Origin of the sequence: Pseudomonas sp. BSw22131, from assembly GCF_026810445.1 — a bacterium.
Lineage (GTDB): Bacteria > Pseudomonadota > Gammaproteobacteria > Pseudomonadales > Pseudomonadaceae > Aquipseudomonas > Aquipseudomonas huanghezhanensis.
The window spans coordinates 1,025,601-1,052,229 of record NZ_CP113949.1 but is presented as its reverse complement, the minus strand read 5'-3'; the positions used below and the strand labels follow the sequence as shown (position 1 = coordinate 1,052,229).

Below are 26,629 nucleotides of genomic sequence, written 5' to 3'. Positions count from 1 at the left end.
TTAATCGTCGATGGGATTGGTCTGTAGTGAAAACGTTATTACATCGGTTACGCGGCCGCTCCTCCAGACCTGGCCTACTGCGTCGTCTGAAAATCACCCAGCGGCTGGTTCTGTGCTTCGGCATCACTGCACTGCTGCTGGTGGCGTTGGGTGTGTTCTCCCTGCTGCAGATGCAGAGCATTCGCGAACAAGGCGAAGCGGTTGAAAGCGGAACGTTGCCGAGCATGGCTATGGCCGACGCGATCGCCATCGACCTGATCAAACTGCGCGGTGAAAGCGCTCGCTTGATCGCCAACGCTGATGATCCGGGCGCCGTTGTGACCAGCAAGATCAATGTCGAACAACTGCGTAACGAGGTTGATAAAGGCTTCAACGATTACCTGGCGCACGCCACCGATAGCACCGAACGCGATTCGATTGCGGCGTTGCAGGACGCCTATAAAGCTTTCATGCCCGGATTGCAGGATGAAATTGCACTCATCGAACAACGCAAACTGGACGAAGCAAGAATGCTGCTCAACACCGCATTGAGTTTACAGGGCGACCTGATGGACATGCAGGTGCAGTTGCTGCGTGAACTCAATAAACAGAGTGCGGCAGCGGCCGTCGAGGCTACCGGCAGTCGCTTCGAGCAAACCCGGATCATTGCCGTCAGCGCCATTGTCGTCGCACTGGTCTTGACGTTGCTGCTTGCCTGGCGCCTGAGCGTCAGCATTATTCGCCCGGTTCGCCATGCGCTGCAGATCGCCAGCACCATTGCCGAGGGTGACCTCAGTCCGCAGCCGATTCCGGAAGGTAAAGACGAAACAGCACAACTGCTGATGATGCTTGGCCGGATGCGTGGCAACTTGCACGGCACTATCGAGCAGATTTACGCAGCCGCGACGCAATTGACTCAATCGGTTCAGGAAATGGGCGCTATCGCCGAAGCCAGCGCCCAGAACTTGCACCTGCAAAACAACGAAATCGAACAGGCGGCCGTGGCCGTGAACCAAATGAGTCAGGCGGCGGTGGAAGTCGCGGACAACGCCAGCAACACATCCACTGAATCCCAGGCATCCAACGCAGCCGCGGCCCAAGGGCGGGAACGCCTCTCGGGCACCATCGAGTCGATAAGGGAGCTGACCGACAACGTTCTGGATTCATCGCATCAGGCCGAAGGACTGGCTGAGCGTACGTTGAGCATTAGCAAGATTCTCGACGTGATTCGCGCCATCGCCAATCAGACCAATCTGCTGGCACTCAACGCCGCCATCGAAGCCGCGAGGGCCGGCGAAGCAGGACGTGGCTTTGCCGTGGTGGCAGACGAAGTCAGATCACTTGCGCAACGCACCAGCGCCTCGACTACAGAAATAGAAGGCTTGATCAATGGTGTGCAGAAAAGCACCCAGCAAACAGCCCAAGCATTGCGCGTGACCGCAACTCAGGCAGGCATGACGCTGGAACAGGCCGCCGCCACCAGCGAGGCGCTGTCGGTGATCATCAGTTCCACCTCCACCATCAGCGACCGTAACGTGTTGATCGCCAGCGCCGCTGAACAGCAGGCCCAGGTCGCCAACGAGGTTGATCGTAACCTGAGCAGCATCCGGGATCTGTCGACGCAATCGGCCTCCGGCGCGCAGCAGACCACGGTCGCGAGCAACGCGCTGTCGATGCTGGCCACGGACTTGAACACCATGGTTCAGCGCTTTGTCCTGTAGCTGGCGGCAGACTCGATTATTTTCTCGTCCCCCGCTTATTAAGCCTGTCCGAGTGTTTCATTATTGAAATGCCGTCCGCCCGGACTCGTATCTCTCTATCAAGGACAGAAGCATGAATAAAAAAACAGTATTGAGCCTGGCCCTCGCCGCATTCTCAGTAATGAGTGCAGCGCAAGCTCAGGCAGAGGCGACTGTGAAGCTGGGCAGCAAGGAGCGCGTCGCACGACTCTTTGCGTTCCCCAACAACTGCAGCGTGATCTGTTTTCGTCAATGGACGCTCGAGCAAACCGCTGAGCATTACCTGACACAGAGCGTGCAGCGCGACGGCTACTCCGCAGGCAAGGTCAGCGTGCATAACGACAACGATGTGCTCTACGCCGAGATAACCGGTGTGCCCGAAGGCTACGACAAACCGCTGTTAGCGTTGCTGGATGCAGGCGAACTGGCCTACAACGGCGCGAAAAAACTCAACATGGACGGCAAGTGGGCGTTCAACTGGTATTTTTATCTGCCTCTCGGCATGGCGCTTGAGAACCGCAAGAGCGTCGAGTTGCTGCACTTCCCGCCGGACACCTCGCTGACCCATTTTCAGGACTATCTGAATTCCGCCACCACTGACCGCTGGTCGATGCTGCTCACGGCCAACGGCATCCCCGCTGCGCAAACGCCGGGCTATCAAACCATTATCGACATTGCCCCTATCGCCGCGCCTGCCAATGCCGGCAGCACCCTGGAAACGGTGTACGGCTATTTTCAGGATTATCAGACCAGCATGATCAAACAGCTGAGTCAGAGCAGAGCGGGCACCTCACTGCCGATGGTGGCGTTCGGCGCGCCCGTCAGGACCTGGCTTGAACAGCAATATGGTCAGAAGGTCGGGGTGTTAGGGCTGGCGATGATCAGTCCTTCGACCGGTCAACAAGTGTCGGTGCTGGGCTCTAATCACCCCAGTTACATCTGGTATGCGGCGGACCAGGCCAACAACGGGGGCGACCAGGCCAAGGCTGACGCTACTGGGCTGAAAGTCATGGGGCAGGATCTGAGCGCGGCCTGCTGGCAGGCGAAGATGGGCAGCGAGCCAACGGCGAATCCGAGCACCACGTTGAGCCAATGCACGCAAAACTGGCAAGTGACCAATAAGGTCCAGACCTGCCAGTTGTTCTTTACCTCGGTGCGCAAGATGACCGCCGATCAAGCGGCCGCCAAATGCAGAACCGGGGACACCTCACGCGAACTCAGGCAGCTGCAAAAGCCGCTGCCTGAGATGGCGCCGTCAGCGATCTGATAAGCGATGCACTAATCGCCCAGACCGTGAAGATGCCGCAGGGGGCGTTATTCCCCTTGCGGCATCAAACGGTACTGCGGCGGTAGTTGATCAAAACCGCTGATGGTAGCGTTCAGACTTTTCCAGCGCCCATCCTTGATGCCATAAATGCATCCATGCACCGACAGGCTCTGCCCACGATGCCATGCGTTCTGCACGATGCTGGTATGGCCCACGTTGGCCACTTGTTGAATCACGTTCAGTTCGCAGAGGCGATCCACACGTTCTTCTTCGGTCGGCAGCTTGGCGAGCTCTTCACGCTTCTCGTAGTAAAGATCACGAATCGAGCGCAGCCATCCATCGATCAGCCCCAACTGGCGAGTCTGCATCGCCGCGCGTACACCGCCGCAACCGTAGTGGCCGGTGACCAGAATGTGTTTAACCTTCAGCACGTCGACGGCGTATTGAATCACCGAAAGGCAATTGAGGTCCGTGTGCAGTACGACGTTGGCGACGTTACGGTGGACGAACAAATCACCCGGCAGCATGCCGACGATTTCATTGGCCGGGACGCGAGCGTCCGAACAACCGATCCATAGAAACTCCGGAGTCTGTTGACGCGCCAGCTTGGCGAAGAACTCAGGGTCTTCTTCTTTGATGGCAGCGGCCCAGCGCTCATTGTTGTCGATCAGGTCTTGTAGGTCGTTCATGCGTTGATGCCTCGAAAATGATGCTCAGCTATGACTGGCGCTCGACGTTCCGGGTCACGCCCTATTTGCCACTATGCGCCTCCAGAACAAAAAGGAATTCTCGAGAACGCTGTCGGTCCACCTAATTAAGGCCCACTACGTAATGAGGATTTCGCCATGACTGATGAACGCCGCCCTTTAGGTGCAACCCAACCCGAGCCCATCGATACCACCGAAGATCAGATGGGATCGATGGAAGAGCTGAACTTCAACGACAATAACGAACCCAGTGGTCGAATTGGTGACACGATTCCTGCTGATGAGCTGGAAACGTATATCCCTGATGAACGAGCGCGCGAAGCGGGGATGACGGGTGCTTCCACAGAGGATCACGAGCCGACCGACGACGACATGAGCCCGGAAACGCTGATCCACGAAGACGGCGCCCGCTCCGCACGCGAGCAAGGCGAAGGCGGCCCGGCGGATTCCGACTTGAGTATCGTCGATGAAGACGAAATCGGCGCGGGCGGAGGTCTGGACGAAGAAGAAGAGGCGATTGTCCACCCCCTGGACGGAAAACCTTAAGCGTCGCGGTTCAGTCCAGTAGCGTGCACGCCATGACCAGCGCGTCTTCCCGACCACCGATTGCCGGATAATAGTCGCGACGCCGGCCTATCTCGTTGAAGCCATAACGCTCATACAGACGATAGGCCGACTGGTTGCTCGCCCGCAGCTCCAGAAAGCATTCACGCCCATTCAGCTCGTAAGCACGCTTCATCAAACGGTCCAGCAACAACAGTCCCAGTCCACGGCCCTGACTTTCCGGCTTGACCGTAATATTGAGCAAATGGGCCTCGTCGATGATCACGTTGATCACGCCATGCCCCACTTGCTGCTGCCCTTCGAACATCAACCAGATTTCGTATGATTTCAGACCATCCAGAAAAATCCCACGGGTCCACGGGTGGCTGAACGCTGCGTATTCGATTTTTAGAACGGCATCCAGATCTGCCTCGGTCATCGGGCGAAACGTTACTGCATCACTCATTTACGGTCTTCCAACGTGCCATCAATCGCCGCATGGCTTTCCAGACATCGGCTTTGCGCTGAGGCTCGTCCATAAGGAGTTCTAGCCCTGGCAGCGCCCAGGCAGAACCCAGGCCATCGACCTGAAGTTCTCGGTTATAGGATTCGGCATCCACTTCGCCGGCAAACTTCAGCGACGGCAAGCCGACGAGCCAGAGAACACTGCAAGGCGCCTCTTCAAGCCGTGCGAACAAGAAGCCCTGCACGAAATCGCGCGCCGCTTCCGGCCCCTGATCCATTTGACCGCGCACCAGCAACGGCCAGCGCACCGGCTCCCCAATGATCTGCGGACTGTCCGGAAGACCCGCGGCGCGGAGCATGTCCTTGAGTAACAGATAGGAAGGATCGCGGCTCTGAAACGGCTCGCCCGTGGCCAGCTCTACCAGCAGCAGGCAATTGCCCGCGCGCAGCAATTGAAGCGCAAAACGTGGAGGCTGCACGACGGGCGCCTTAGCGACTGCCGCAGGCGCTTCTTCTGCCTTGGCGACGGGTTTGACTGTCGGCTTGACGATGGAAGAAGGACGCGGCACCTCTACCTTTGCTCGCTCGACAGTGCGCGCTGAGGCGGCAGGCGTCGCCTGTTTCTCAGGTTGTGGCGCAGCAAAGGGAACAGCCGCTTCGACACTTGCCGGCAAGGGCGCGAGCAACTGCGGGCGAGACGGTGCGGCAAAGGGCAATTCAGTGCGCGGCAGCCAATTGACCACCTGCATGGCAGTCATATAAGCGCGGCGGCGGGACTCGTTGAGCAAAGGTCAGCCACCTGTGGATAAGTTAGGCACGCGATTCTACAGACCTTCGCCCTCTCGCGCCGCAGTTGATCGACCGAGAGTAAAAACCAGCGCCTGCTATGCAGTACAATCGCCGCTTTTCTTCGCTAACCAGCTGGCCATCCAATGATCGAACCTAAGCGCGTCTTGCGCGCCCTTGCCGAACACTGGGCACTGCTTGAGCCTCTGTGCGAGCATTTCGACCAAGGCACTTTGAGCCTGAGCGAATTGCGTCTGCAACTGGCCGCCCAGCAGCTCGAAAGCACGCCGCAGGACATTACTCACTTGCTGGATGTGTGGATCCGCCTCGATATCCTGGTGCCTGTGGCCAAAAGCCCGAACCGGTTTGAGCTGAATGCACAAATCCACGACTTCCTGTCTTACCTGCGCCGCGAGCACCGTCTTGGCCTGTGCCTGGAGATCGAAGCGTACTTGCGCCATCTGGAGCGCTTAGCCGGTTATATCCAGGACGCTTTCGATGTGCGCGATGCCAATGATCTGGCCCGCCAGTTGCGCTTGCTTGATATGCGCGTGCGAGATGTCCTGAAGAAGCTCGCTAATGATGAGCAGGCACTGGTGTCTGTCGCCGAGCGGGCCAAGACCAGCGACAGGCAAATCCCACTTCGCCAGCGATACGCCGAGGTGCTGGCTACGTGGGACGAGTACGTCGAGCCGATGATTCAGTTGGTCAACGCAGACGGCGCATTCGAACAAGGCGTTCGCAAGGTGGAGAACGTGTTGTTGCGCATGTTGACCGATCAGCAGCGCCTGGGGCACCTCGTTGACGACGACATGTTGCTGCGCACTCATGCGCGAATCCTGGAGATGCAGACCAGCGCGCAACTGACGCTGCGTCATGCCCGAGAACTACTGCTGCCTCTTCGCGAAGAAGCGCGCAGGCACAACGCCGTAACCCGCGGCGCCGCGCTAGCCCTGTCGGCTATCCGTCGCAAAGGTATCGATGCGGTGCCGCAGGCTGCGATGCCGCTGTTTACTCGCGCGCAAAGCACGTTTCTTGGCAGCGCAAACCAGGTGGAAGCCTACGTCTACGCCCTGGCGCGTTTCGAACCCAAGCCAGCAATCTTTCCCAAGGCCAGCACCACACGCAAGGGCGAGTCGGCTCGCGCACCGCGCACGGTCAAGGAGATGGTCGAGCGTTGCGAAGACGCGTTGCCGATGCCAGACCTGATGGTGTGGTTGCTCGAGCAGGAGCCGACTGGCGCGACCGATGAATTGCTCTACTGGTTCTCTCGTTTGTCCCGGGATAAGCGTTTCCAGCGCGAGCGTCTGGAACGCCGCGACTACTTCACACAGGAGCATCGGGTCAGCCTACGCTCCTTCGCCCTGCTCTCGAGTCGAGACGTCACCCCAGAGAATACAGAGGGCAACGCCCATGCATCTTGATCTGTCCGAAATGTCTCAGCTCGCGCCTATCTTCCGCGAGCTGTTCAAGGGATATCACATCAGCCGTCGTGACCCTGAGCTTTACGCTCAGTTGTCGAACTCGCAGGACCAGTACCGAACTCTGTTCAAGGCGTTGGGTTTTGAATTGGTCTGCGATACCCGAGGCTTCTATTACTTCGTGCCTGACCTGGCAGCGGCTCAAGTGAACAAAACGGCCCAACGGCTGGCGCTGTTTACGTTCATTCTGGTCGAGCATCTGGCAGACCAGGGCCGTGACCCGGTGGCAGTGCTGGACGGCGGCAGTCTTGGGCGCGACGAGCTGCCTTCGCTGCTTGAAAAGTACCGTGATCTGTTTCTGCAAGCCGAAGTCCAGACCCACGAAGAGCTTGAAGAAAAGATCATGCGCCGCATGACCCAACTGGGGTTTGCCAGTGAAGAGCCTGGCGCGTATCGCTTTTTGCCGCCAATGCATCGATTCCTCGATGTCTGCCTCTCCGTCCAGCAGGACCGGGACCTTGCCGCCAGTCTTCACAGTGAGTTGCCTTTGCCGACGCCGATTCTGATCGACGATGACAGTGACGAAAAATTACTCGAAACCGATGACCCACTTGATCTGGCAGATTTCGGGGATGTCGAGCTGACCGAAGAGCAGGCCTTGGCCCGCGCGATTGCCGAAGAACAGGAGCTTGATGCATGAGCCAGGAACGTTATGGCATTCGCCGCTTTGCCCTGCTGAACACGGCAGGTTACAGCCTCGGGCTGTTCCCGCTGGAACACCCGCTGTCTGTCTACGGCGCAAACAATCTGGGCAAGAGTGCGTCGATCAATGCACTGCAATTCCCGATTCTCGCCCGCATGTCAGACATGAGTTTCGGCAAGTACAGCCTGGATCAATCCCGCCGCTTCTACTTTGCCACCGACACCAGTTACATCCTGGTAGAGGTCGCATTGCCGCATGGACCTCACGTCATTGGTGTGGTCGGGCGGGGCCCCGGCGGCGGTTTCGGTCATCAATTCTTCGCCTACGCAGGCAAGCTGGATCTCGCGCACTACCAGATCAACGACACCTGCCTGCGCCAGAAAGAGCTGTTCAGCAATCTGGAATCCCAAGGCCTCAAAGCCTACGAACTCAAACCTGATGAATTACGCCGTCTGCTGGTTGGGGGTCATACCTCGATTCCGCTGGACCTGACGCTGATTCCGTTGCGTTCCACCAGCGAGCAGAGCCTTAAAACCTTCCGCGCCCTGTTCATCAACCTGCTCCACATGCGCGAGATCACTGCGGCAAAGCTCAAACAGCTGTTTCTCGATGCCTTCGAGCACAGCTTGCGCTCCGGCAGTGTTGATTACATCGCAGCGTGTGAAGAAGCCTTTCGCGACGTGCGACGCATGGAGCAGGACTACAACGCTTTGGTATTGGCGGGTCCTCTCGTTGAAGCGCTGGCCAACGGCGTCCGGCAAAGGGAAGTGCTGCGCGGCAAGTTGCATCGGTTATCTCCGTTGCTGGACTCATTGCTCGGCACATGGCAGGACTATTCCAACGCTCGCAAGGAGGAGCTGGTCATTCAGGCCGAGCACTACCGTGGTGAACAGGACGGTCTGCAAAATGATCAGCGCGGTGGCACGCAAGAGTTGATGCGCCTGGAGCGGGAAATCTCCGGTATTCAGCGTTGGATCGGCGAATTGGCTGTGCTTAAAAATCGCTTTGCCCTGGTCGACGATGTGCGCGTGCTAGAGCAGCAACTACTCGCGGCCAAAGACGCGCACGACGAATTGGCGGGCGCGTTGGCGCAATCCCGTCAGTTCAGCGCCGAGGATCTGGATGAGCGTCTTCGCGACCTTGAAAAACGTCTGAAGGCAGTCAGACAGCAACTCGATCACGCAGATAACAATAGTTATGCGCGGCTGCGCGAAGAATTTTCGCAGCCCGATGTAGAACGTCTGATGCGCCTGTTCAACAGTGCGTTGTTCAGCCTGCCGCTGGGCGAACAAGGTATCGCGCTGGCAGACGGAGACGCTTGGGTTAAATCACTGGAAACCATTCTCGACAGCTTCAAGGGCGATCACTTTGAAGTGCCGGGGCTCTCGATCAATCTCTCGCACATTGAGCCGCCTGCGTTGCAAGCGTTGGCCGATCGCGCCGCGTTGCGTGATCAGAAAGAGCGTCTTGAGAAAGAACTCAAACAGCTGAAAACCCAGCAAGCCGTTGCAGCAGATCGCGCAGCCAGCAAAACACAGACCGAAGCGCTGTATCAGCAGGTCCTTGACGCTCAGAAGGCCCTCGAGGACTTCCGCCGCTCACAGACGCTGTCTGCTGAAGAGCCTGAAAAACTCGATCAACTGGCCCAAATGGAAGCCGCGCAGGATGAACTCAAACGCTCGTCAGATGCATTCACGGAGCGTGTTCAGCAGCTGTCAGCCAAACTTCAGTTGATTGGCCGTCAGATCGGCGATCTGGAATCCAAACAACGAACGCTTGATGATGCGTTGCGTCGTCGTCAACTGCTGCCGGCTGATCTGCCCTTCGGCACGTCGTTCATGGAACCGGTCGACGACTCGCTGGAGAACCTGCTGCCACTGCTCAATGATTATCAGGACAGCTGGCAAGGTTTGCAGCGCTGTGATGGTCAGATTGAAGCGCTGTACGCCCAAGTGCGTCTCAAAGGCGTGGCCAAGTTCGATAGCGAGGACGACATGGAGCGTCGTTTGCAACTGTTGATCAACGCCTATGCGCATCGCCAGGATGAAGCACTGACTCTGGGCAAAGCGCGTCGAGCGGCTGTCACGGATATTGCGCGCACCCTGCGCAATATCCGAAGTGACTACGACAGCCTCGAGCATCAATTGGCGCTGTTCAACCGTGAGATCAACAAGCGTCAGGTCTCGAACCTTGAAAGCTTCCGAATTGTGCTCGCGCCTAACAAAGAGGCGCTCAAGCACATTGATCAGATCATCCATAGTGCAGGCCAATACGAGGAAGGCGAGACGCTTTCCGTGTTCGATCTCAACCAGAGTGCGGATCAGGATGATAAGAATGAACAAGCGAAGGAGTATCTGGCACGTCTGGTTGCGGCTAACCACAATCAACTTGGCTTGAAAGATCTTTTTGAACTGGCGTTTGAGATCACCAAGGTCAACGGTCAACCAGTCATTCACACCGATATTGATGGCGCTGCATCTAACGGCACCACTATGACGATCAAAGCGCTAACCAATATGTATCTGCTCCTCCATCTGATGGATCGTGATCAGGCAGGTCGTATTCGTCTTCCTTATTACCTTGATGAAGCCGCTGATATTGATGAGAGGAATCAGGCAGCACTCCTTGAAACGAGCCTGCAACTTGGCTTCGTCCCCATCCTTGCCAGCGTCAAACCTCAAGTATCGGCTCATGTAGCGATCGATCTTGAGGGAGGCAGCGGACCAGCAGGGATTTACATTGATGAGGCTGACTGGAAATACATTCAGCCACGCGAGCCGGTGTTGAAGGCGAAGGTGACTGCGGAAGCTGAAGAGGCTGCGGATTGACCTGAACAGCCCGCTGAAATAGAAAGGCCGCACTGATGTGCGACCTTTTTTTGCGTTCTAAGATGCGTGCAGAATACTGTAGGCCAGATAGGGAGTATATGTTCGAGCATGATCGGAACTGGAACGGCGGCGTCAGGAGCTGTACGTAGTTTTCGCGCGCATAAACAAAACCCCATCTGCGTAAGCAGATGGGGTTTCGGAATTTAATCTTGACGATGACCTACTCTCACATGGGGAAACCCCACACTACCATCGGCGATGCATCGTTTCACTGCTGAGTTCGGGATGGGATCAGGTGGTTCCAATGCTCTATGGTCGTCAAGAAATTCGGGTACCAAGTCGCTGCACCTGTCGCCAGGGCCTCGCTTCGGCAAATCGGGTATGTGATCAGGTAGTTTGGTTCGTGTACTGCAAACTTTCAGCGTCTGTCATCTTCACAGTCACCGCAATCTGTGCCCTCTCGGGTCGCTAGATTGCTTGGGTGTTATATGGTCAAGCCTCACGGGCAATTAGTATTGGTTAGCTCAACGCCTCACAGCGCTTACACACCCAACCTATCAACGTCGTAGTCTTCGACGGCCCTTCAGGGAACTCAAGGTTCCAGTGAGATCTCATCTTGAGGCAAGTTTCCCGCTTAGATGCTTTCAGCGGTTATCTTTTCCGAACATAGCTACCCGGCAATGCCACTGGCGTGACAACCGGAACACCAGAGGTTCGTCCACTCCGGTCCTCTCGTACTAGGAGCAGCCCCTCTCAAATCTCAAACGTCCACGGCAGATAGGGACCGAACTGTCTCACGACGTTCTAAACCCAGCTCGCGTACCACTTTAAATGGCGAACAGCCATACCCTTGGGACCGGCTTCAGCCCAGGATGTGATGAGCCGACATCGAGGTGCCAAACACCGCCGTCGATATGAACTCTTGGGCGGTATCAGCCTGTTATCCCCGGAGTACCTTTTATCCGTTGAGCGATGGCCCTTCCATACAGAACCACCGGATCACTAAGACCTACTTTCGTACCTGCTCGACGTGTCTGTCTCGCAGTCAAGCGCGCTTTTGCCTTTATACTCTACGACCGATTTCCGACCGGTCTGAGCGCACCTTCGTACTCCTCCGTTACTCTTTAGGAGGAGACCGCCCCAGTCAAACTACCCACCATACACTGTCCTCGATCCGGATAACGGACCTGAGTTAGAACCTCAAAGTTGCCAGGGTGGTATTTCAAGGTTGGCTCCACGCGAACTGGCGTCCACGCTTCAAAGCCTCCCACCTATCCTACACAAGCAAATTCAAAGTCCAGTGCAAAGCTATAGTAAAGGTTCACGGGGTCTTTCCGTCTAGCCGCGGATACACTGCATCTTCACAGCGATTTCAATTTCACTGAGTCTCGGGTGGAGACAGCGCCGCCATCGTTACGCCATTCGTGCAGGTCGGAACTTACCCGACAAGGAATTTCGCTACCTTAGGACCGTTATAGTTACGGCCGCCGTTTACCGGGCTTCGATCAAGAGCTTCGCGTTAGCTAACCCCATCAATTAACCTTCCGGCACCGGGCAGGCGTCACACCCTATACGTCCACTTTCGTGTTTGCAGAGTGCTGTGTTTTTAATAAACAGTCGCAGCGGCCTGGTATCTTCGACCGGCATGAGCTTACGGAGCAAGTCCTTCACCCTCACCGGCGCACCTTCTCCCGAAGTTACGGTGCCATTTTGCCTAGTTCCTTCACCCGAGTTCTCTCAAGCGCCTTGGTATTCTCTACCCAACCACCTGTGTCGGTTTGGGGTACGGTTCCTGGTTACCTGAAGCTTAGAAGCTTTTCTTGGAAGCATGGCATCAACCACTTCGTGTCCTAGGGACACTCGTCATCAGCTCTCGGCCTTAGAATCCCGGATTTACCTAAGATTCCAGCCTACCACCTTAAACCTGGACAACCAACGCCAGGCTGGCCTAGCCTTCTCCGTCCTCCATCGCAATAACCAGAAGTACAGGAATATTAACCTGTTTTCCATCGACTACGCTTTTCAGCCTCGCCTTAGGGACCGACTAACCCTGCGTCGATTAACGTTGCGCAGGAAACCTTGGTCTTTCGGCGTGGGTGTTATCACACCCATTGTCGTTACTCATGTCAGCATTCGCACTTCTGATACCTCCAGCAAGCTTCTCAACTCACCTTCACAGGCTTACAGAACGCTCCTCTACCGCATCATCATAAGATGATACCCGTAGCTTCGGTGCATGGTTTGAGCCCCGTTACATCTTCCGCGCAGGCCGACTCGACTAGTGAGCTATTACGCTTTCTTTAAAGGGGCTGCTTCTAAGCCAACCTCCTAGCTGTCTAAGCCTTCCCACATCGTTTCCCACTTAACCATGACTTTGGGACCTTAGCTGACGGTCTGGGTTGTTTCCCTTTTCACGACGGACGTTAGCACCCGCCGTGTGTCTCCCATGCTCGGCACTTGTAGGTATTCGGAGTTTGCATCGGTTTGGTAAGTCGGGATGACCCCCTAGCCGAAACAGTGCTCTACCCCCTACAGTGATACATGAGGCGCTACCTAAATAGCTTTCGAGGAGAACCAGCTATCTCCGAGCTTGATTAGCCTTTCACTCCGATCCACAGGTCATCCGCTAACTTTTCAACGGTAGTCGGTTCGGTCCTCCAGTTAGTGTTACCCAACCTTCAACCTGCCCATGGATAGATCGCCCGGTTTCGGGTCTATTCCCAGCGACTAGACGCCCTATTAAGACTCGCTTTCGCTACGCCTCCCCTATTCGGTTAAGCTCGCCACTGAAAATAAGTCGCTGACCCATTATACAAAAGGTACGCAGTCACCAACAAAGTGGGCTCCCACTGCTTGTACGCATACGGTTTCAGGATCTATTTCACTCCCTCTCCGGGTTCTTTTCGCCTTTCCCTCACGGTACTGGTTCACTATCGGTCAGTCAGTAGTATTTAGCCTTGGAGGATGGTCCCCCATGTTCAGACAAGGTTTCTCGTGCCCCGTCCTACTCGATTTCATTGCAAAGAGATTTTCGCGTACAGGGCTATCACCCACTATGGCCGCACTTTCCAGAGCGTTCCGCTAATCTCAATACAACTTAAGGGCTGGTCCCCGTTCGCTCGCCACTACTAAGGGAATCTCGGTTGATTTCTTTTCCTCAGGGTACTTAGATGTTTCAGTTCCCCTGGTTCGCTCCATACACCTATGTATTCAGTGTAAGGTAACCATCTTATGATGGCTGGGTTCCCCATTCAGACATCTCCGGATCACAGTCTGTTTGCCGACTCCCCGAAGCTTTTCGCAGGCTACCACGTCTTTCATCGCCTCTGACTGCCAAGGCATCCACCGTATGCGCTTCTTCACTTGACCATATAACCCCAAGCAATCTGGTTATACTGTGAAGACGACATTCGCCGAAAGTTTGCATTTCACAAACTTTACCTTAGCCTGAATGAACACCAGTGAAAGTGCCATCCAGTCTATCTTTCTATCACATACCCAAATTTTTAAAGAACGATCTAATCAAAGACTAGAAATCAACATTCACCGCCTCATCAGCGGAATGCTCATTTCTAAACTCTAACAACGAAACAGCGGTAAGTGGTGGAGCCAAACGGGATCGAACCGTTGACCTCCTGCGTGCAAGGCAGGCGCTCTCCCAGCTGAGCTATGGCCCCGTATTTCTACAGGCGTTTCCCACACAAAATTGGTGGGTCTGGGCAGATTCGAACTGCCGACCTCACCCTTATCAGGGGTGCGCTCTAACCAACTGAGCTACAGACCCAATTTCGGGCTGTTTCTATCGTCTTCTTCAATGAATCAAGCAATTCGTGTGGGAACTTGTGAAGAAGCTGAGTCTTCGATTAAGGAGGTGATCCAGCCGCAGGTTCCCCTACGGCTACCTTGTTACGACTTCACCCCAGTCATGAATCACACCGTGGTAACCGTCCCCCCGAAGGTTAGACTAGCTACTTCTGGTGCAACCCACTCCCATGGTGTGACGGGCGGTGTGTACAAGGCCCGGGAACGTATTCACCGTGACATTCTGATTCACGATTACTAGCGATTCCGACTTCACGCAGTCGAGTTGCAGACTGCGATCCGGACTACGATCGGTTTTATGGGATTAGCTCCACCTCGCGGCTTGGCAACCCTTTGTACCGACCATTGTAGCACGTGTGTAGCCCAGGCCGTAAGGGCCATGATGACTTGACGTCATCCCCACCTTCCTCCGTTTGTCACCGGCAGTCTCCTTAGAGTGCCCACCTTAACGTGCTGGTAACTAAGGACAAGGGTTGCGCTCGTTACGGGACTTAACCCAACATCTCACGACACGAGCTGACGACAGCCATGCAGCACCTGTCTCAGTGTTCCCGAAGGCACTCCGCCATCTCTGGCAGATTCACTGGATGTCAAGGCCTGGTAAGGTTCTTCGCGTTGCTTCGAATTAAACCACATGCTCCACCGCTTGTGCGGGCCCCCGTCAATTCATTTGAGTTTTAACCTTGCGGCCGTACTCCCCAGGCGGTCAACTTAATGCGTTAGCTGCGCCACTAAGAGCTCAAGGCTCCCAACGGCTAGTTGACATCGTTTACGGCGTGGACTACCAGGGTATCTAATCCTGTTTGCTCCCCACGCTTTCGCACCTCAGTGTCAGTATCAGTCCAGGTGGTCGCCTTCGCCACTGGTGTTCCTTCCTATATCTACGCATTTCACCGCTACACAGGAAATTCCACCACCCTCTACCATACTCTAGCTCGACAGTTTTGAATGCAGTTCCCAGGTTGAGCCGGGGATTTCACATCCAACTTAACGAACCACCTACGCGCGCTTTACGCCCAGTAATTCCGATTAACGCTTGCCCTCTGTATTACCGCGGCTGCTGGCACAGAGTTAGCCGGTGCTTATTCTGTCGGTAACGTCAAGACACCAACGTATTAGGTTAATGCCCTTCCTCCCAACTTAAAGTGCTTTACAATCCGAAGACCTTCTTCACACACGCGGCATGGCTGGATCAGGCTTTCGCCCATTGTCCATATTCCCCACTGCTGCCTCCCGTAGGAGTCTGGACCGTGTCTCAGTTCCAGTGTGACTGATCATCCTCTCAGACCAGTTACGGATCGTCGCCTTGGTGAGCCATTACCTCACCAACTAGCTAATCCGACCTAGGCTCATCTGATAGCGTGAGGTCCGAAGATCCCCCACTTTCTCCCGTAGGACGTATGCGGTATTAGCGTCCGTTTCCGAACGTTATCCCCCACTACCAGGCAGATTCCTAGGCATTACTCACCCGTCCGCCGCTCGCCACCAGGTACAAGTACCCGTGCTGCCGCTCGACTTGCATGTGTTAGGCCTGCCGCCAGCGTTCAATCTGAGCCATGATCAAACTCTTCAGTTCAATTACTTCATGGGTTTTGAGAAAACCCTAAACTTGGCTCAGCAATCGTTGGTTAAACCATGATTTCTCGCGGAGTAACTTGCGATGCTGATAATCAGTTGACATCAGTCTTACAGCACAAGCCCCACACGAATTGCTTGATTCAGTTGTTAAAGAGCGGTTGGTTAAGATCTTTCGTCTCAACCGAGGCGCGCATTCTACAGCGCCCCGTGTATCTGTCAAGCGGTTATTTTCAGAAGCTTTCAAAGTTTCGCTTGGAAATCTTTAACAACTTCAACCACTTGCGCCGTGAGTGACTTAGCGTCTCTCGTCAGCGGGAGGCGAATTCTACAGCGTTACAATCTGCTGTCAACCCCCTTTCTGCACCTTCGACTCGAACCACTCAATCGAAGCACTTCCTCACCGCTTACTTCGTCCAACTCATTGATTATCAAAGAGTTTTCCGTTTCGTCTGCGCCGGAAGTGGAGCGAATTATAGACAGATCCTGAGGGCCGTCAACACTTAATATCAACCTTTTGCTCAGACTGCGTTCTTGCGCACACCATACCGGGGGATTCGCCTAGTAATTACGGGAATTCGAACGATCAACAGCAAGGCTCCAATCCCCGCGTATAAAGACCATTCTTTAAGATCCGCGCGGACAATCCACAAGAAGTGAAGCAAACCAAGCCCCAGGATTACATAGATAAGCCGATGCAACTTGCGCCACCGAGAACCCAAACGCCGCTGGCTATAACGATTGGAAGTCACAGCCAGCGCCAGCAAACACAGAAATGCCAAGCTGCCGACGATGATGTAAGGGCGCTTCACCAGCTCCACACCCAACTGCCCGAAATCCAGCCCCAAGATAAAAACCGCGTACCCGGTCATATGCATGACCACGTACCCAAAACACCACAGTCCCAATTGACGTCGTACTGCAATCCATCCCGGCCACCCACTCACGCGCTGCAACGGCGTCATCGCCAAAGTGATCAACAGCAGAATCAATGTGCCAAGTCCCAGTCGATCAACGAGGACCTTTCCAGGATCAGGCCCCAACGCAAAGATCCACGCTTGATAGACCCAAAGCACCGGGGCCACGCAGCAGGCAACGAACACACTCAAACGCCAAACCGGAAACCGCATCAGTAATTCTTCCGTAGATCCAGGCCTGTATAGAGAGAGGCAACTTCCTCGCCATAGCCGTTGAACATTTCTGTCTGACGAACATTCGGACTGAAGAGCCCACTTGGGAGACGACGCTCATGAGCCTGGGTCCACCGGGGATGATCGACAGAGGGGTTTACGTTCGCATAAAAGCCGTACTCATTCGCGGCAATGCTTTGCCAGGTAGTCTTGGGCTGCTCACTCACAAGGCTTATACGCACGATGGACTTCACGCTCTTGAAGCCGTACTTCCAAGGCACCACAAGTCGCAGAGGTGCCCCGTTCTGATTCGGCAGCTCACGTCCATACATACCGACTGCAAGTATCGCTAACGGATTCATCGCCTCATCCAGACGAAGCCCCTCTACATAAGGCCAATCGATGAGCGCAAAACCGGATCGCTGCCCAGGCATGGACTTGGGATCCTGAAGCGTTTCGAACCGGATGTACTTGGCGCTGGAGGTGGGCTCGACCTGCTTGAGTAACTCGGAGATCGGAAATCCCATCCATGGTATGACCATCGACCAGGCTTCCACACAGCGCAGCCGGTAGATTCGCTCTTCCAGCTGATATGGCTTCATGAAGTCCTCAAGCGCATAGCGGCCCGGCTTGCCCACCTCTCCATCAATGACAACGCTCCACGGCTCGGTTTTGAGCGAGCCGGCGTTCTGTGCCGGATCCCCTTTGTCGGTACCGAACTCATAGAAGTTGTTGTAGTGCGTGGCGTCTTTGAAAGGAGTGATCGCTTCATTTTTGACGTTGACCGCCTGCCACTTGACCGAGGCAAGCTTATCTTTGAACCACTGAGGCGCCGCGCCAGGTTCGACATCAGAGTACTGAGATGCGTCGACCGCACTCGCCCAGCGCGGCAAAGCGCCCATCGCGAGACCAGCCGCAGATGCACCGAGCAGAGCCCGTCGGGAAAGGTAGATTGATTCAGGCGTGACGTCCGACTCTTTGCAGGCAGACGTTGAAGGCAATTTTATTAGCATGATGACTCCACAGCTATGGGGGACTGATGCACCTATAGACTGCGGAGTATGCGCGAAATTTAATCGGCTTTTCTATTTCTGCCGACGCAGGCGCAGCAGGTATTGGACCGGACCTGAGGCTGCATACGCGAGGAAAATCAACAGCAGTATTCTTGGTGGATCACTGAACACCACCGCAAACACCAGAACCACGGCCAGTATCGCCACGAAAGGAACACGCCCTTTCAGATCCAGCTCCTTGAAACTGTTGTATTTGATGTTGCTGACCATCAGCATCCCAGCGGCAGCAACCAACAGCGCAACCAGAAACGACATCTTCGAGCCCTGAATGCCGAAGTCGCTGAATGCCCATACAGTGCCTGCTACAACCCCTGCCGCTGCTGGGCTGGCCAGGCCAATGAAATATCGCTTGTCCGCTTTGCCCACTTGGGTATTGAAGCGCGCCAGACGCAACGCAGCACCTGCCACATAGATGAAAGCAACCATCCAGCCCACTTTGCCCATGTCGCCCAACGCCCAGCCGAAGGCGAGCAACGCAGGCGCGACACCGAAAGCCACCATATCGGAAAGGGAATCGTACTCGGCTCCGAACGCGCTTTGGGTGTTGGTCATGCGCGCAACGCGGCCATCGAGACCATCGAGCACCATCGCGACGAAGATCGCGATGGCGGCAAATCCGAAATACTTGCTCGCGCTCGCAGGGTCGCCGGCGCTCATCGCACTTTGAGCGCTCATGGAACTGATGATTGCGTAAAAACCGGCAAACAGATTAGCCGTGGTAAACAGGTTGGGCAGAAGGTAGATCCCACGATGGCGGACCTTGCGTCCTTCATCATCGTGACCGTCTTCAACATGCTCATCAATCGGTAACAGGCTTTCGGCGTCAGAGGCCTTGTTCGGCTCTTCGGGACGTTCGCTCATAAACAATACCTTGCAGCTGTGAATTTTCGACGAATGCTTGCGACACAAGGTCGGCAAACGATGCAGCTTTATACCAGATGAGCTCCCATAACGAAAAAACGCGACCCTGGGGTCGCGTTTTTCATAGGCGGTAAAGCCCGGAACCAGACTCAGTTCTTGTCTTTATCGACGATCTTGTTCGCAGCGATCCACGGCATCATCGAGCGCAGTTGCTCGCCAATGATTTCGATACCGTGAGCAGCGTTGTTGCGGCGCTTGGCGGTCATCGATGGATAGCCAGTAGCACCTTCGCTGATGAACATCTTGGCGTATTCACCATCCTGGATGCGCTTCAGAGCGTTGCGCATGGCCTGGCGGGATTCAGCGTTGATAACTTCAGGGCCGGTCACGTACTCACCGTATTCGGCGTTGTTGGAGATCGAGTAGTTCATGTTGGCGATGCCGCCTTCGTACATGAGGTCAACGATCAGCTTCAGCTCGTGCAAGCACTCGAAGTAAGCCATTTCTGGCGCGTAGCCTGCTTCAACCAGAGTCTCGAAACCAGCTTTGACCAACTCGACAGTACCACCGCACAGTACGGCTTGCTCGCCGAACAGGTCAGTTTCGGTTTCGTCTTTGAACGTGGTTTCGATGATGCCGGTACGACCGCCGCCAACGCCCGACGCGTAAGACAGTGCAACGTTTTTGGCGTTGCCCGACGCATCCTGGTAGATAGCGATCAGGTCAGGGATACCGCCGCCCTTCACGAACTCGGTACGTACGGTGTGGCCCGGTGCTTTAGGCGCGATCATGATCACGTCAAGGTCAGCGCGGGGAACAACCTGGTTGTAGTGAATCGCGAAGCCGTGGGAGAACGCCAGTGTTGCGCCCTTCTTCAGGTTTGGCTCGACTTCGTTCTTGTAGAGGGCGGACTGGAATTCGTCCGGGGTCAGAATCATGACCAGGTCAGCAGCAGCGACAGCGGAAGCAACGTCAGTCACTTTCAAGCCATGAGCTTCAGCCTTGGCGACAGTGGCAGAACCTTTGCGCAGGCCGACAGTGACATCAACGCCGGAGTCTTTCAGGTTGCACGCCTGAGCGTGGCCTTGGGAGCCGTAACCGATGATGGCAACTTTTTTGCCTTGGATGATCGAAAGGTCGCAGTCTTTGTCGTAATAAACTTTCATGAAATACCCCTGTTATCTTGGCCATTCAGGCCATTCGCAAAATTTAAGTTAGATACTCAGCACTTTGTCGCCGCGGGCAATGCCCGTCACGCCGCTGCGGACTGTTTCCAGGATGGCAGCAGTGCCAATGGCCTGAATAAAGCTGTCGAGCTTGTCGCTTGTACCGGTCAATTGAACGGTATAGACGGTGGCGGAAACATCAACGATCTGCCCGCGGAAAATATCCGTGGTGCGTTTTATTTCCGCACGTTGCGCGCCAGTTGCTTTCACCTTGATCAGCATCAGCTCACGCTCGATATGCGCGCTCTCCGACAGGTCGACCAGCTTGACCACTTCCACCAGCTTGTTGAGGTTTTTGGTGATCTGCTCGATCACCTCATCCTGCCCCACTGTGGTCAACGTCAGGCGCGACAGGGTCGGGTCTTCGGTGGGTGCCACGGTCAGGCTTTCGATGTTGTAGTTGCGCTGCGAAAAAAGACCAACGACACGAGACAAGGCGCCCGGCTCGTTTTCCAGCAACAGCGAAATGATATGCCGCATGATTAAGTCCGCTCCGTCTTGCTCAGCCACATATCGCGCATGGAGCCGTCTTTGATCTGCATCGGGTAAACGTGCTCGGTGACATCAACCTGAATATCCAGGAACACCAGCCGATCGGTCATGGCAAAGGCCTCTTCCATCTTCGGCTTCAAGTCTTTCAGATCCGTGATCTTCATGCCGACGTGACCATACGCTTCGACCAGCTTCACGAAGTCAGGCAGCGATTCCATATAGGAATGCGAGTGACGACCGCTGTAGCTCATGTCCTGCCATTGGCGAACCATGCCAAGCACACCGTTGTTAAGCAGAATGATCTTGACCGGCAAACCGTATTGCAGACAGGTCGACAGCTCCTGGATGTTCATCTGGATGCTGCCTTCGCCGGTCACGCAGGCAACGTCAGCATTCGGGAAGCTCAACTTCACACCCATCGCAGCAGGAAAGCCGAAGCCCATCGTGCCCAGACCGCCTGAGTTGATCCAACGGTTCGGCTTGTTGAAGCGGTAATACTGCGCGGCAAACATCTGATGCTGGCCGACGTCGGAAGTGACGTATGCGTCGCCCTTGGTCACTTCGCACAAGGTTTCGATTACGGTCTGCGGCTTGATGACACTGCCATCGCCATGGTTGTACGGGAACATTTCCCGATCGCCACGCCATTCATCGATCTGCTTCCACCAGCTGGCGACCAATTCCTTATTTGGCGTCTCGCCAATCTCTTTGAGCGTGGCGACCATTTCGGTGAGTACGCTTTCCACCGGACCCACGATTGGCACGTCTGCCTTGATGGTCTTGGAGATCGAAGCAGGGTCAATGTCGATGTGAATCACTTTGGCGTTAGGGCAGAACTTCGCCGCGCCGTTGATCACTCGGTCATCGAAGCGCGCACCAACGGCCAGAATCACATCGGCATGGTGCATCGTCAGGTTGGCGGTGTAACTGCCGTGCATACCGAGCATGCCCACGAACTGGCGATCGCTGCCCGGGTAGCAACCCAGGCCCATCAGCGTGTTGGTCACGGGAGCATTCAGCGCTTGAGCCAACTCGGTCAACGGCACAGAACCATTGCCCATGATCACACCACCACCGGCGTAGATGATGGGGCGCTTTGCAGCCAGCAACATTTCCACAGCCTTGCGGATCTGGCCCGAGTGCCCACGAACGGCCGGACTGTAAGAGCGCAGTTTGGCTTTTTTGGGAAATACGTACTCGAACTTCTCGGCCGGATTGGTCATGTCTTTCGGGATATCCACCACGACAGGACCGGGGCGGCCGGACTGTGCCAGGTAGAACGCCTTTTTCAAGACGTCCGGGATCTCCGATGGATGCTTGATCATGAAGCTGTGCTTCACGATCGGACGGGAGATCCCGATCATGTCGGTCTCCTGGAACGCATCGGTGCCCACAAGTGTGCTTGCGACCTGACCGGACAGCACCACCATCGGAATGGAGTCCATGTAGGCAGTGGCAATACCGGTAATAGCGTTAGTTGCACCCGGTCCGGACGTGACCAGGACGACGCCGGCTCGACCGGTTGCGCGTGCATAACCGTCCGCCATGTGAGTAGCAGCCTGTTCATGACGAACAAGGATGTGGCTCAGTGACGGCTCTTTGTAAAGGGCATCGTAAATATGCAGGAGGGCACCACCGGGGTACCCGTAGATGTGCTCAACGCCTTCGTCACGCAAAAAGCGGACGACCATTTCTGCGCCAGATAAAAGCTCCACGTTGTTCACCTCTAAAACGCCAGAATACCGTCCACACTTGGGGAGACGGGTCTTAATAGGTTTACTGCAAAGCAGAGCATGAGCGACGGTGGTCGCCGACTACGTCAGCACTGACTGAGCAAGTATTGGGATCCCCCCATAAGTGTTTCGGGGCTTTCCCACCCAGCGCGAGGTAACGCGTTGCGGGTGTTACAGGTCGGCGCGGGTGTGCGCCTCATGATCTACCGAGATGGCCTGCTTCTGGCAGTCCCTCCACAGCGAACTTTGGATTGTTGTGATTCGACCCTCTCAAGTCAAGTCATCCGTGAGGTTTCTTATCCGCAGGCGCATGAATAAGTACCCAATGGCGACCGTTTCGGCAGGCTTGTGATAGCGTGGCCCGGCAACTCATTGACATCGAAGTTAAGGAAGCAGTATGCGCTGGATGATTTTAGCCGCCGCACTGACGCTTGGCGTCAGCCCCATGACTCAGGCTGCGCAGATCTATAAATGGGTGGATGCTCAAGGCGTCACTCACTTTGATGCCCTGCCACCGGCAGACCAGCAAGCACAGGAGATCGACACGCAAAAGCCTGTCCCGCCACCAGGACGCGAAACCGCGCCACTGCCGGACCCGAACGGTGCGCAACGCGCAATCAATGAGCGGGTAAAAAAACAGGTTGCCGACCAAGAGGAACGACGCGCCGAGTACTGCACCGCGGCGCGGACTAACCTGGCCTTGTTTCAGAACAATGCGCGCGTCCGCGAGCAGGTGAATGGCGAGTACAGGCGCTTTACCGAAGAAGAGCGCCAGGCCCGTATCATGGACCTCAAACGCGCTATTACCGACAACTGCCTTTAAAGGGTCAGGTGGTTTCAGTGATGAGCCGGTCGAACTCTGCCAGCAATGCTTGAAGGTTACGGGTTTCAGCGGCTCGGCCGGCATAGACCATCTGTGCCATCTCCAGAATGCCCGATGCATTCGGCAGTTGAAGATCATGTTCAAGAATGATTTTCATGCGGGGCAGAAAAATCCACTGCAGCCATTGATCAAAGTCCAGCGTATCGACACAAAACGGTTCACGACTGGATAAATCTTCATCGCTTGGCGGGACCGCTTTCCACAACCCCAGCAGCCGCAGCTCGCGTTCGATCAGCAACAACTGCTCAGCAATTTGAGGAAACCGTTGATCCATCAGAGGCTGACCTTGGCTTTTTGGCGTGCAGATGCAGCACCCGCTGCATCACCTTGCTTCTCGCGGGACTGTGCGATCAGGTTCCAAAGGCTGGCTTGCAAGCTGGCGCGACCATTGGCGAACGTCAGACCACGACGAGCCAACTGCTCAGCCTGAGGCGCATCGCCCTGTGCCAATCGGACCTGCGCCAGGCGGTAAAGCACCTGCGGCTCGCGGGGTGCTACACGTTGAGCACGCTCAAGGCTCGATGACGCGCCATTTAGGTCGCCGCTACTTTGCTGCTGCTGAGCGGTCGTCAACAGTGCCAGCACCGGACCGTCAAGCTGTTCATCTGCCGACAAGCCTCCCGATGAAGGGATGCCGCTTGGCGCTGTCTGAACCGGGGCGCTGTACGGGGCATTAACTGGCGCTGGCATGTTGTAACTGTTGCTCGCCGGGGCCTGATTGACCGGAGACGTATCGATCGGCGCAGTATTGATTGGCGGCGTAAACGGTTGAATCGGCGCAGCGCTGGTCGTGGCTCCGCCGCCCGGCACCATCACTACCACACCTGAGTCCTCGGTAATCGACTGCGGCTGAGCCCGATTTTGCACAGCGGCAGGATAGGTGTTGTTACGCGTCGCAGACACACGCTCCCCGTTTGAAACACGAGAGCCGGAATCCACCACCGGAATCGAACTGCGCGTCTGACTTGCGCAACCGTTGAGCAAAGCCAGAGCCGTTAAAGCTGGAATCCACCACTTGTTCACTTCACTTCCTCTTCGCTTAGTTCAACCAGCCCTTGACCCAATCCATCACTTCGGCCGGCGCAGAATTACCGCCACACGCAGGACCGGGCTGGGGCTCACTGCCGCGAATATACGGCATCTGCACCGCATTCGGGCATCCAGCATCACTGCCCTGCCCGGTACTGGCATCAACCCACGCCTGCACCACATTGTCAGGCAGCGCCATGTCCAGCGGCAGCGGATCGGCTTTCTTCATGAAGCTGGTCCATACCTGCAACGCGCCGGTTGCGCCGGTGAACGGCGTTTTGCCGTTATCGTCGCGCCCCAACCACACCACCGCCAACAGATCCTGACTGAAACCTGCAAACCAGCTGTCGCGCGAATCATTGGTAGTCCCGGACTTGCCCGCAAGATTCAAATTGGCCGAAAGCGTGTTGTAAACCGACTTGCCTGTGCCTTCACGCATCACGCGCTGCATGGCGTTTTGCAACAGATAGATGGAGCCCGGATCGAAGCGCTGCTGAATCTGAAACGGATACCGCTTGAGCGGCTCGCCTTCAGCGGTCAGTACGCTGCGAATACCGCGCATTGGCGTGTTGAAACCGCCATTGGCGATGGTCTGGTACATCACGGCGACTTCCATGGGGCTGAGCGCGCCGGCCCCCAATAACATCGAAGGATAGGCTGGCCATTCGCGCGTGACCCCAAGTTTGTTCAGGGTTTTGAAAACCGTTGGCACGCCCAGGTCCAGCCCCAGTTTGGCGCTGGAAAGGTTGTAGGAATGCGCCAGTCCCTGGTAAAGGAAAATATTGCCATGGGCCTTGTGATCGAAGTTCTGTGGTTTCCAGATCTGGCCATCAGCACCCTTTACCGAGAACGGCTCGTCAGCCACCCAACTGGTCAGCGTGTACTTGTTGGGCTGTTCGAGCGCCGTCAGATAAATAGCTGGCTTGACCAGTGAACCAATAGGCCGAACGGCGTCGATTGCACGGTTGAAGCCAGCAAAGCCAGCCTGACGACTGCCAATAAGCGCCTGAACCTCGCCAGTCTCCGGGTTGGTCACGACCATGGCGCCTTCCATCTCGTCCGAGCCTTTTCGCCCTGCGAGCCGACTGAAGGTTTCTTTCATCGCCGACTCTGACTTCATCTGCAGGATCGGATCGAAACTGGTGAAAATCCTCAGCCCCTCTTCGGTCAAATCCTCATCGCGATAGTCTTCGCGCAACTGACGTTTGACCAGATCAAGAAACCCGGGGAACGAGCTGTCAGCAAGCGAACCTGTTTTGGTCACACCCAGTGGCATCTTCTTGGCTGCCGCAACAGCTTCGGGTGTGGCGACCCCTTGCTGCTCAAGCAGATCGAGCACCAGATTTCGGCGCTCAAGCGAGCGCTCCGGGTTTCGGCGCGGGTTGTAATAGGAAGGCCCCTTTACAAGTCCGACCAGCAATGCGACTTGGTGCAGCTTGAGTTCAGACAAAGGCTGGCTGAAGAAATACTGACTCGCCAGGCCGAAACCATGAACGGCGCGCTGCCCGTCTTGGCCGACGAATACCTCATTGAGGTAAGCCTCCAGGATTTCCTGCTTGCTGTAATGGATCTCCAGCAGGACAGCCATCATCGCTTCAGTCAGTTTGCGGGTAAGACTGCGCTCGTTGGTCAGGTAGAAGTTTTTGACCAGCTGTTGCGTGAGGGTACTGCCGCCCTGGCGCATTTGCCCAGCCGATGCGTTTACCCAGAAGGCCCGCGCAATCGACTTCGGCGAAACACCAAAGTGGTGATAGAAGTCGCGGTCTTCGACGGTGACCAATGTATCCAGCAAGTAAGGCGGCGCCTGATCGAGCTTGATCAGAATGCGGTCTTCGAGATTTTTAGGATACAGGCCGCCAATGAGTAGCGGCTCAAGCCGTGCGACTGCCAGCTTGGAACCGTTGGCGGCTGTCAGGTCGGCGACGTAATCGCCAGAAAATCGAACGCGAATTTGCTGGGCAGGATCGGCGCCCTCGTAAAACTGAAAGCCACGGGTGTTCAGGTCGACCGTGTTGCCGCTTACCGCAGCAGCACCAGGACCATTGGCTACGGCTTCACGGCGATAGCCCAGCGCATCGAGTTCAACGAGAAAGTCATCGCGGGACAGTTTTTGACCGACGAACAGTTCAAGTGGCCGCGCGTAAACCTTCGCCGGGATGGTCCAGCGCTTGCCGGAGAACTTCTCCTGGACAATGGAATCCAGGTAGACGGCAAAACAGGCGAGTATCACCAGGCCGACGAGACTGAGCTTCAGCGCCCAGCCCAGTAAGGAGCGGAGGCGGCCGTTGGCGGGTTTGGGGGATTTCTTGGGGGTGCGGGTACGAGTCATGGCGGCGGATTATACGCACTTTCCCCTGGTTCGGCAGA

Annotated in this window: 19 protein-coding genes, 2 tRNA genes, 3 rRNA genes and 1 pseudogene; 8 read left to right on the top strand and 17 right to left on the bottom strand. The window is 55.8% G+C overall.

The genetic code is table 11. The features are described 5' to 3' along the window. Positions 1–26: 26 nt before the first annotated feature. From OYW20_RS26090 to OYW20_RS04590, 3 genes and pseudogenes are all read left to right on the top strand, one after another. A pseudogene (locus OYW20_RS26090) lies at positions 27–794 on the top strand (MCP four helix bundle domain-containing protein); the annotation flags it as partial. Between the two features lie 27 nt (positions 795–821). After that, positions 822–1,700, top strand: a complete 879-nt coding sequence (locus tag OYW20_RS26085; RefSeq protein WP_408005498.1) for a methyl-accepting chemotaxis protein — start codon at positions 822–824, stop codon at positions 1,698–1,700. Between the two features lie 112 nt (positions 1,701–1,812). After that, positions 1,813–2,985 (top strand): hypothetical protein, encoded by a 1,173-nt coding sequence (locus OYW20_RS04590; RefSeq protein ID WP_268799549.1) that lies wholly within the window; start codon positions 1,813–1,815, stop codon positions 2,983–2,985. A gap of 47 nt (positions 2,986–3,032) precedes the next feature. On the opposite strand, the gene can is transcribed toward OYW20_RS04590, so the two are convergent. Continuing rightward, complete coding sequence (gene can, locus OYW20_RS04585; protein WP_268799548.1) at positions 3,033–3,674, bottom strand: carbonate dehydratase; 642 nt, start codon at positions 3,672–3,674, stop codon at positions 3,033–3,035. A gap of 156 nt (positions 3,675–3,830) precedes the next feature. Between can and OYW20_RS04580 the strand changes: the two genes are divergently transcribed. Continuing rightward, positions 3,831–4,238, top strand: a complete 408-nt coding sequence (locus OYW20_RS04580; RefSeq protein ID WP_268799547.1) for a serine kinase/phosphatase — start codon at positions 3,831–3,833, stop codon at positions 4,236–4,238. 10 nt (positions 4,239–4,248) lie between these two features. Here OYW20_RS04580 and rimI read toward each other — a convergent pair whose 3' ends face one another. Further along, positions 4,249–4,701, bottom strand: a complete 453-nt coding sequence (gene rimI / locus OYW20_RS04575) for a ribosomal protein S18-alanine N-acetyltransferase (RefSeq protein WP_268799546.1) — start codon at positions 4,699–4,701, stop codon at positions 4,249–4,251. Beyond that, positions 4,694–5,488 (bottom strand): energy transducer TonB, encoded by a 795-nt coding sequence (locus OYW20_RS04570; RefSeq protein WP_268799545.1) that lies wholly within the window; start codon positions 5,486–5,488, stop codon positions 4,694–4,696. The genes rimI and OYW20_RS04570 overlap by 8 nt, the downstream gene beginning before the upstream one ends. A 144-nt stretch (positions 5,489–5,632) precedes the next feature. Here OYW20_RS04570 and mksB point away from each other — a divergent pair, with 144 nt between their 5' ends. From mksB to mksF, 3 genes are read left to right on the top strand one after another with little or no spacing between them, the layout of a single operon-like run. Continuing rightward, positions 5,633–6,910 carry an Mks condensin complex protein MksB gene (mksB, locus tag OYW20_RS04565; protein WP_268799544.1) on the top strand — a complete coding sequence of 426 codons (1,278 nt, stop codon included), beginning with the start codon at positions 5,633–5,635 and terminating at the stop codon, positions 6,908–6,910. Next, positions 6,900–7,607, top strand: a complete 708-nt coding sequence (gene mksE, locus OYW20_RS04560) for an Mks condensin complex protein MksE (protein WP_268799543.1) — start codon at positions 6,900–6,902, stop codon at positions 7,605–7,607. Before mksB ends, mksE begins: the two co-directional genes overlap by 11 nt. Further along, complete coding sequence (mksF, locus tag OYW20_RS04555) at positions 7,604–10,438, top strand: Mks condensin complex protein MksF (RefSeq protein WP_268799542.1); 2,835 nt, start codon at positions 7,604–7,606, stop codon at positions 10,436–10,438. Before mksE ends, mksF begins: the two co-directional genes overlap by 4 nt. Before the next feature lie 207 nt (positions 10,439–10,645). Here the strand turns inward: mksF and rrf are convergent. From rrf to OYW20_RS04500, 11 genes are all read right to left on the bottom strand, one after another. Next, positions 10,646–10,761: ribosomal RNA gene (rrf, locus tag OYW20_RS04550) — 5S ribosomal RNA — on the bottom strand. Between the two features lie 165 nt (positions 10,762–10,926). Beyond that, positions 10,927–13,807 (bottom strand): 23S ribosomal RNA (locus tag OYW20_RS04545). Between the two features lie 232 nt (positions 13,808–14,039). Continuing rightward, positions 14,040–14,115 (bottom strand) — tRNA-Ala (locus tag OYW20_RS04540). Between the two features lie 30 nt (positions 14,116–14,145). Then, positions 14,146–14,222 (bottom strand) — tRNA-Ile (locus tag OYW20_RS04535). Between the two features lie 80 nt (positions 14,223–14,302). Next, positions 14,303–15,836: ribosomal RNA gene (locus tag OYW20_RS04530) — 16S ribosomal RNA — on the bottom strand. Together the 16S, 23S and 5S rRNA genes with 2 tRNA genes alongside form the textbook arrangement of a ribosomal RNA operon. A gap of 520 nt (positions 15,837–16,356) precedes the next feature. Further along, complete coding sequence (gene msrQ / locus OYW20_RS04525) at positions 16,357–16,965, bottom strand: protein-methionine-sulfoxide reductase heme-binding subunit MsrQ (protein ID WP_268799541.1); 609 nt, start codon at positions 16,963–16,965, stop codon at positions 16,357–16,359. Next, positions 16,965–17,978 (bottom strand): protein-methionine-sulfoxide reductase catalytic subunit MsrP, encoded by a 1,014-nt coding sequence (msrP, locus tag OYW20_RS04520; RefSeq protein WP_268799540.1) that lies wholly within the window; start codon positions 17,976–17,978, stop codon positions 16,965–16,967. The genes msrQ and msrP overlap by 1 nt, the downstream gene beginning before the upstream one ends. A gap of 72 nt (positions 17,979–18,050) precedes the next feature. Continuing rightward, positions 18,051–18,899 (bottom strand): CDP-diacylglycerol--serine O-phosphatidyltransferase, encoded by an 849-nt coding sequence (pssA, locus tag OYW20_RS04515; RefSeq protein ID WP_268799539.1) that lies wholly within the window; start codon positions 18,897–18,899, stop codon positions 18,051–18,053. A gap of 149 nt (positions 18,900–19,048) precedes the next feature. Beyond that, positions 19,049–20,065, bottom strand: a complete 1,017-nt coding sequence (gene ilvC / locus OYW20_RS04510; RefSeq protein WP_268799538.1) for a ketol-acid reductoisomerase — start codon at positions 20,063–20,065, stop codon at positions 19,049–19,051. Positions 20,066–20,113: 48 nt separating this feature from the next. Further along, positions 20,114–20,605 (bottom strand): acetolactate synthase small subunit, encoded by a 492-nt coding sequence (gene ilvN / locus OYW20_RS04505; protein WP_268799537.1) that lies wholly within the window; start codon positions 20,603–20,605, stop codon positions 20,114–20,116. Positions 20,606–20,607: 2 nt separating this feature from the next. Further along, positions 20,608–22,332: an acetolactate synthase 3 large subunit gene (locus OYW20_RS04500; RefSeq protein WP_268799536.1), complete on the bottom strand. Its 1,725-nt coding sequence runs from the start codon at positions 22,330–22,332 to the stop codon at positions 20,608–20,610. 415 nt (positions 22,333–22,747) lie between these two features. Between OYW20_RS04500 and OYW20_RS04495 the strand changes: the two genes are divergently transcribed. Further along, the gene (locus OYW20_RS04495) at positions 22,748–23,173 is read left to right on the top strand and encodes a DUF4124 domain-containing protein (protein WP_268799535.1); all 426 of its coding nucleotides are present in this window, start codon (positions 22,748–22,750) and stop codon (positions 23,171–23,173) included. Between the two features lie 4 nt (positions 23,174–23,177). On the opposite strand, the gene OYW20_RS04490 is transcribed toward OYW20_RS04495, so the two are convergent. Genes OYW20_RS04490 through mrcB form a run of 3 tightly spaced genes read right to left on the bottom strand, consistent with a single transcriptional unit; the run spans position 23,178 to position 26,591 of the window. Continuing rightward, a complete protein-coding gene (locus OYW20_RS04490) occupies positions 23,178–23,507 on the bottom strand; it encodes a YqcC family protein (RefSeq protein ID WP_268799534.1) in 330 nt (109 codons plus the stop codon). Further along, positions 23,507–24,256, bottom strand: a complete 750-nt coding sequence (locus OYW20_RS04485; RefSeq protein ID WP_268799533.1) for a hypothetical protein — start codon at positions 24,254–24,256, stop codon at positions 23,507–23,509. The genes OYW20_RS04490 and OYW20_RS04485 overlap by 1 nt, the downstream gene beginning before the upstream one ends. 16 nt (positions 24,257–24,272) lie before the next feature. After that, entirely contained in the window at positions 24,273–26,591 is a 2,319-nt protein-coding gene (gene mrcB / locus OYW20_RS04480; RefSeq protein WP_268799532.1) for a penicillin-binding protein 1B, read from the bottom strand. Positions 26,592–26,629: the final 38 nt, after the last annotated feature.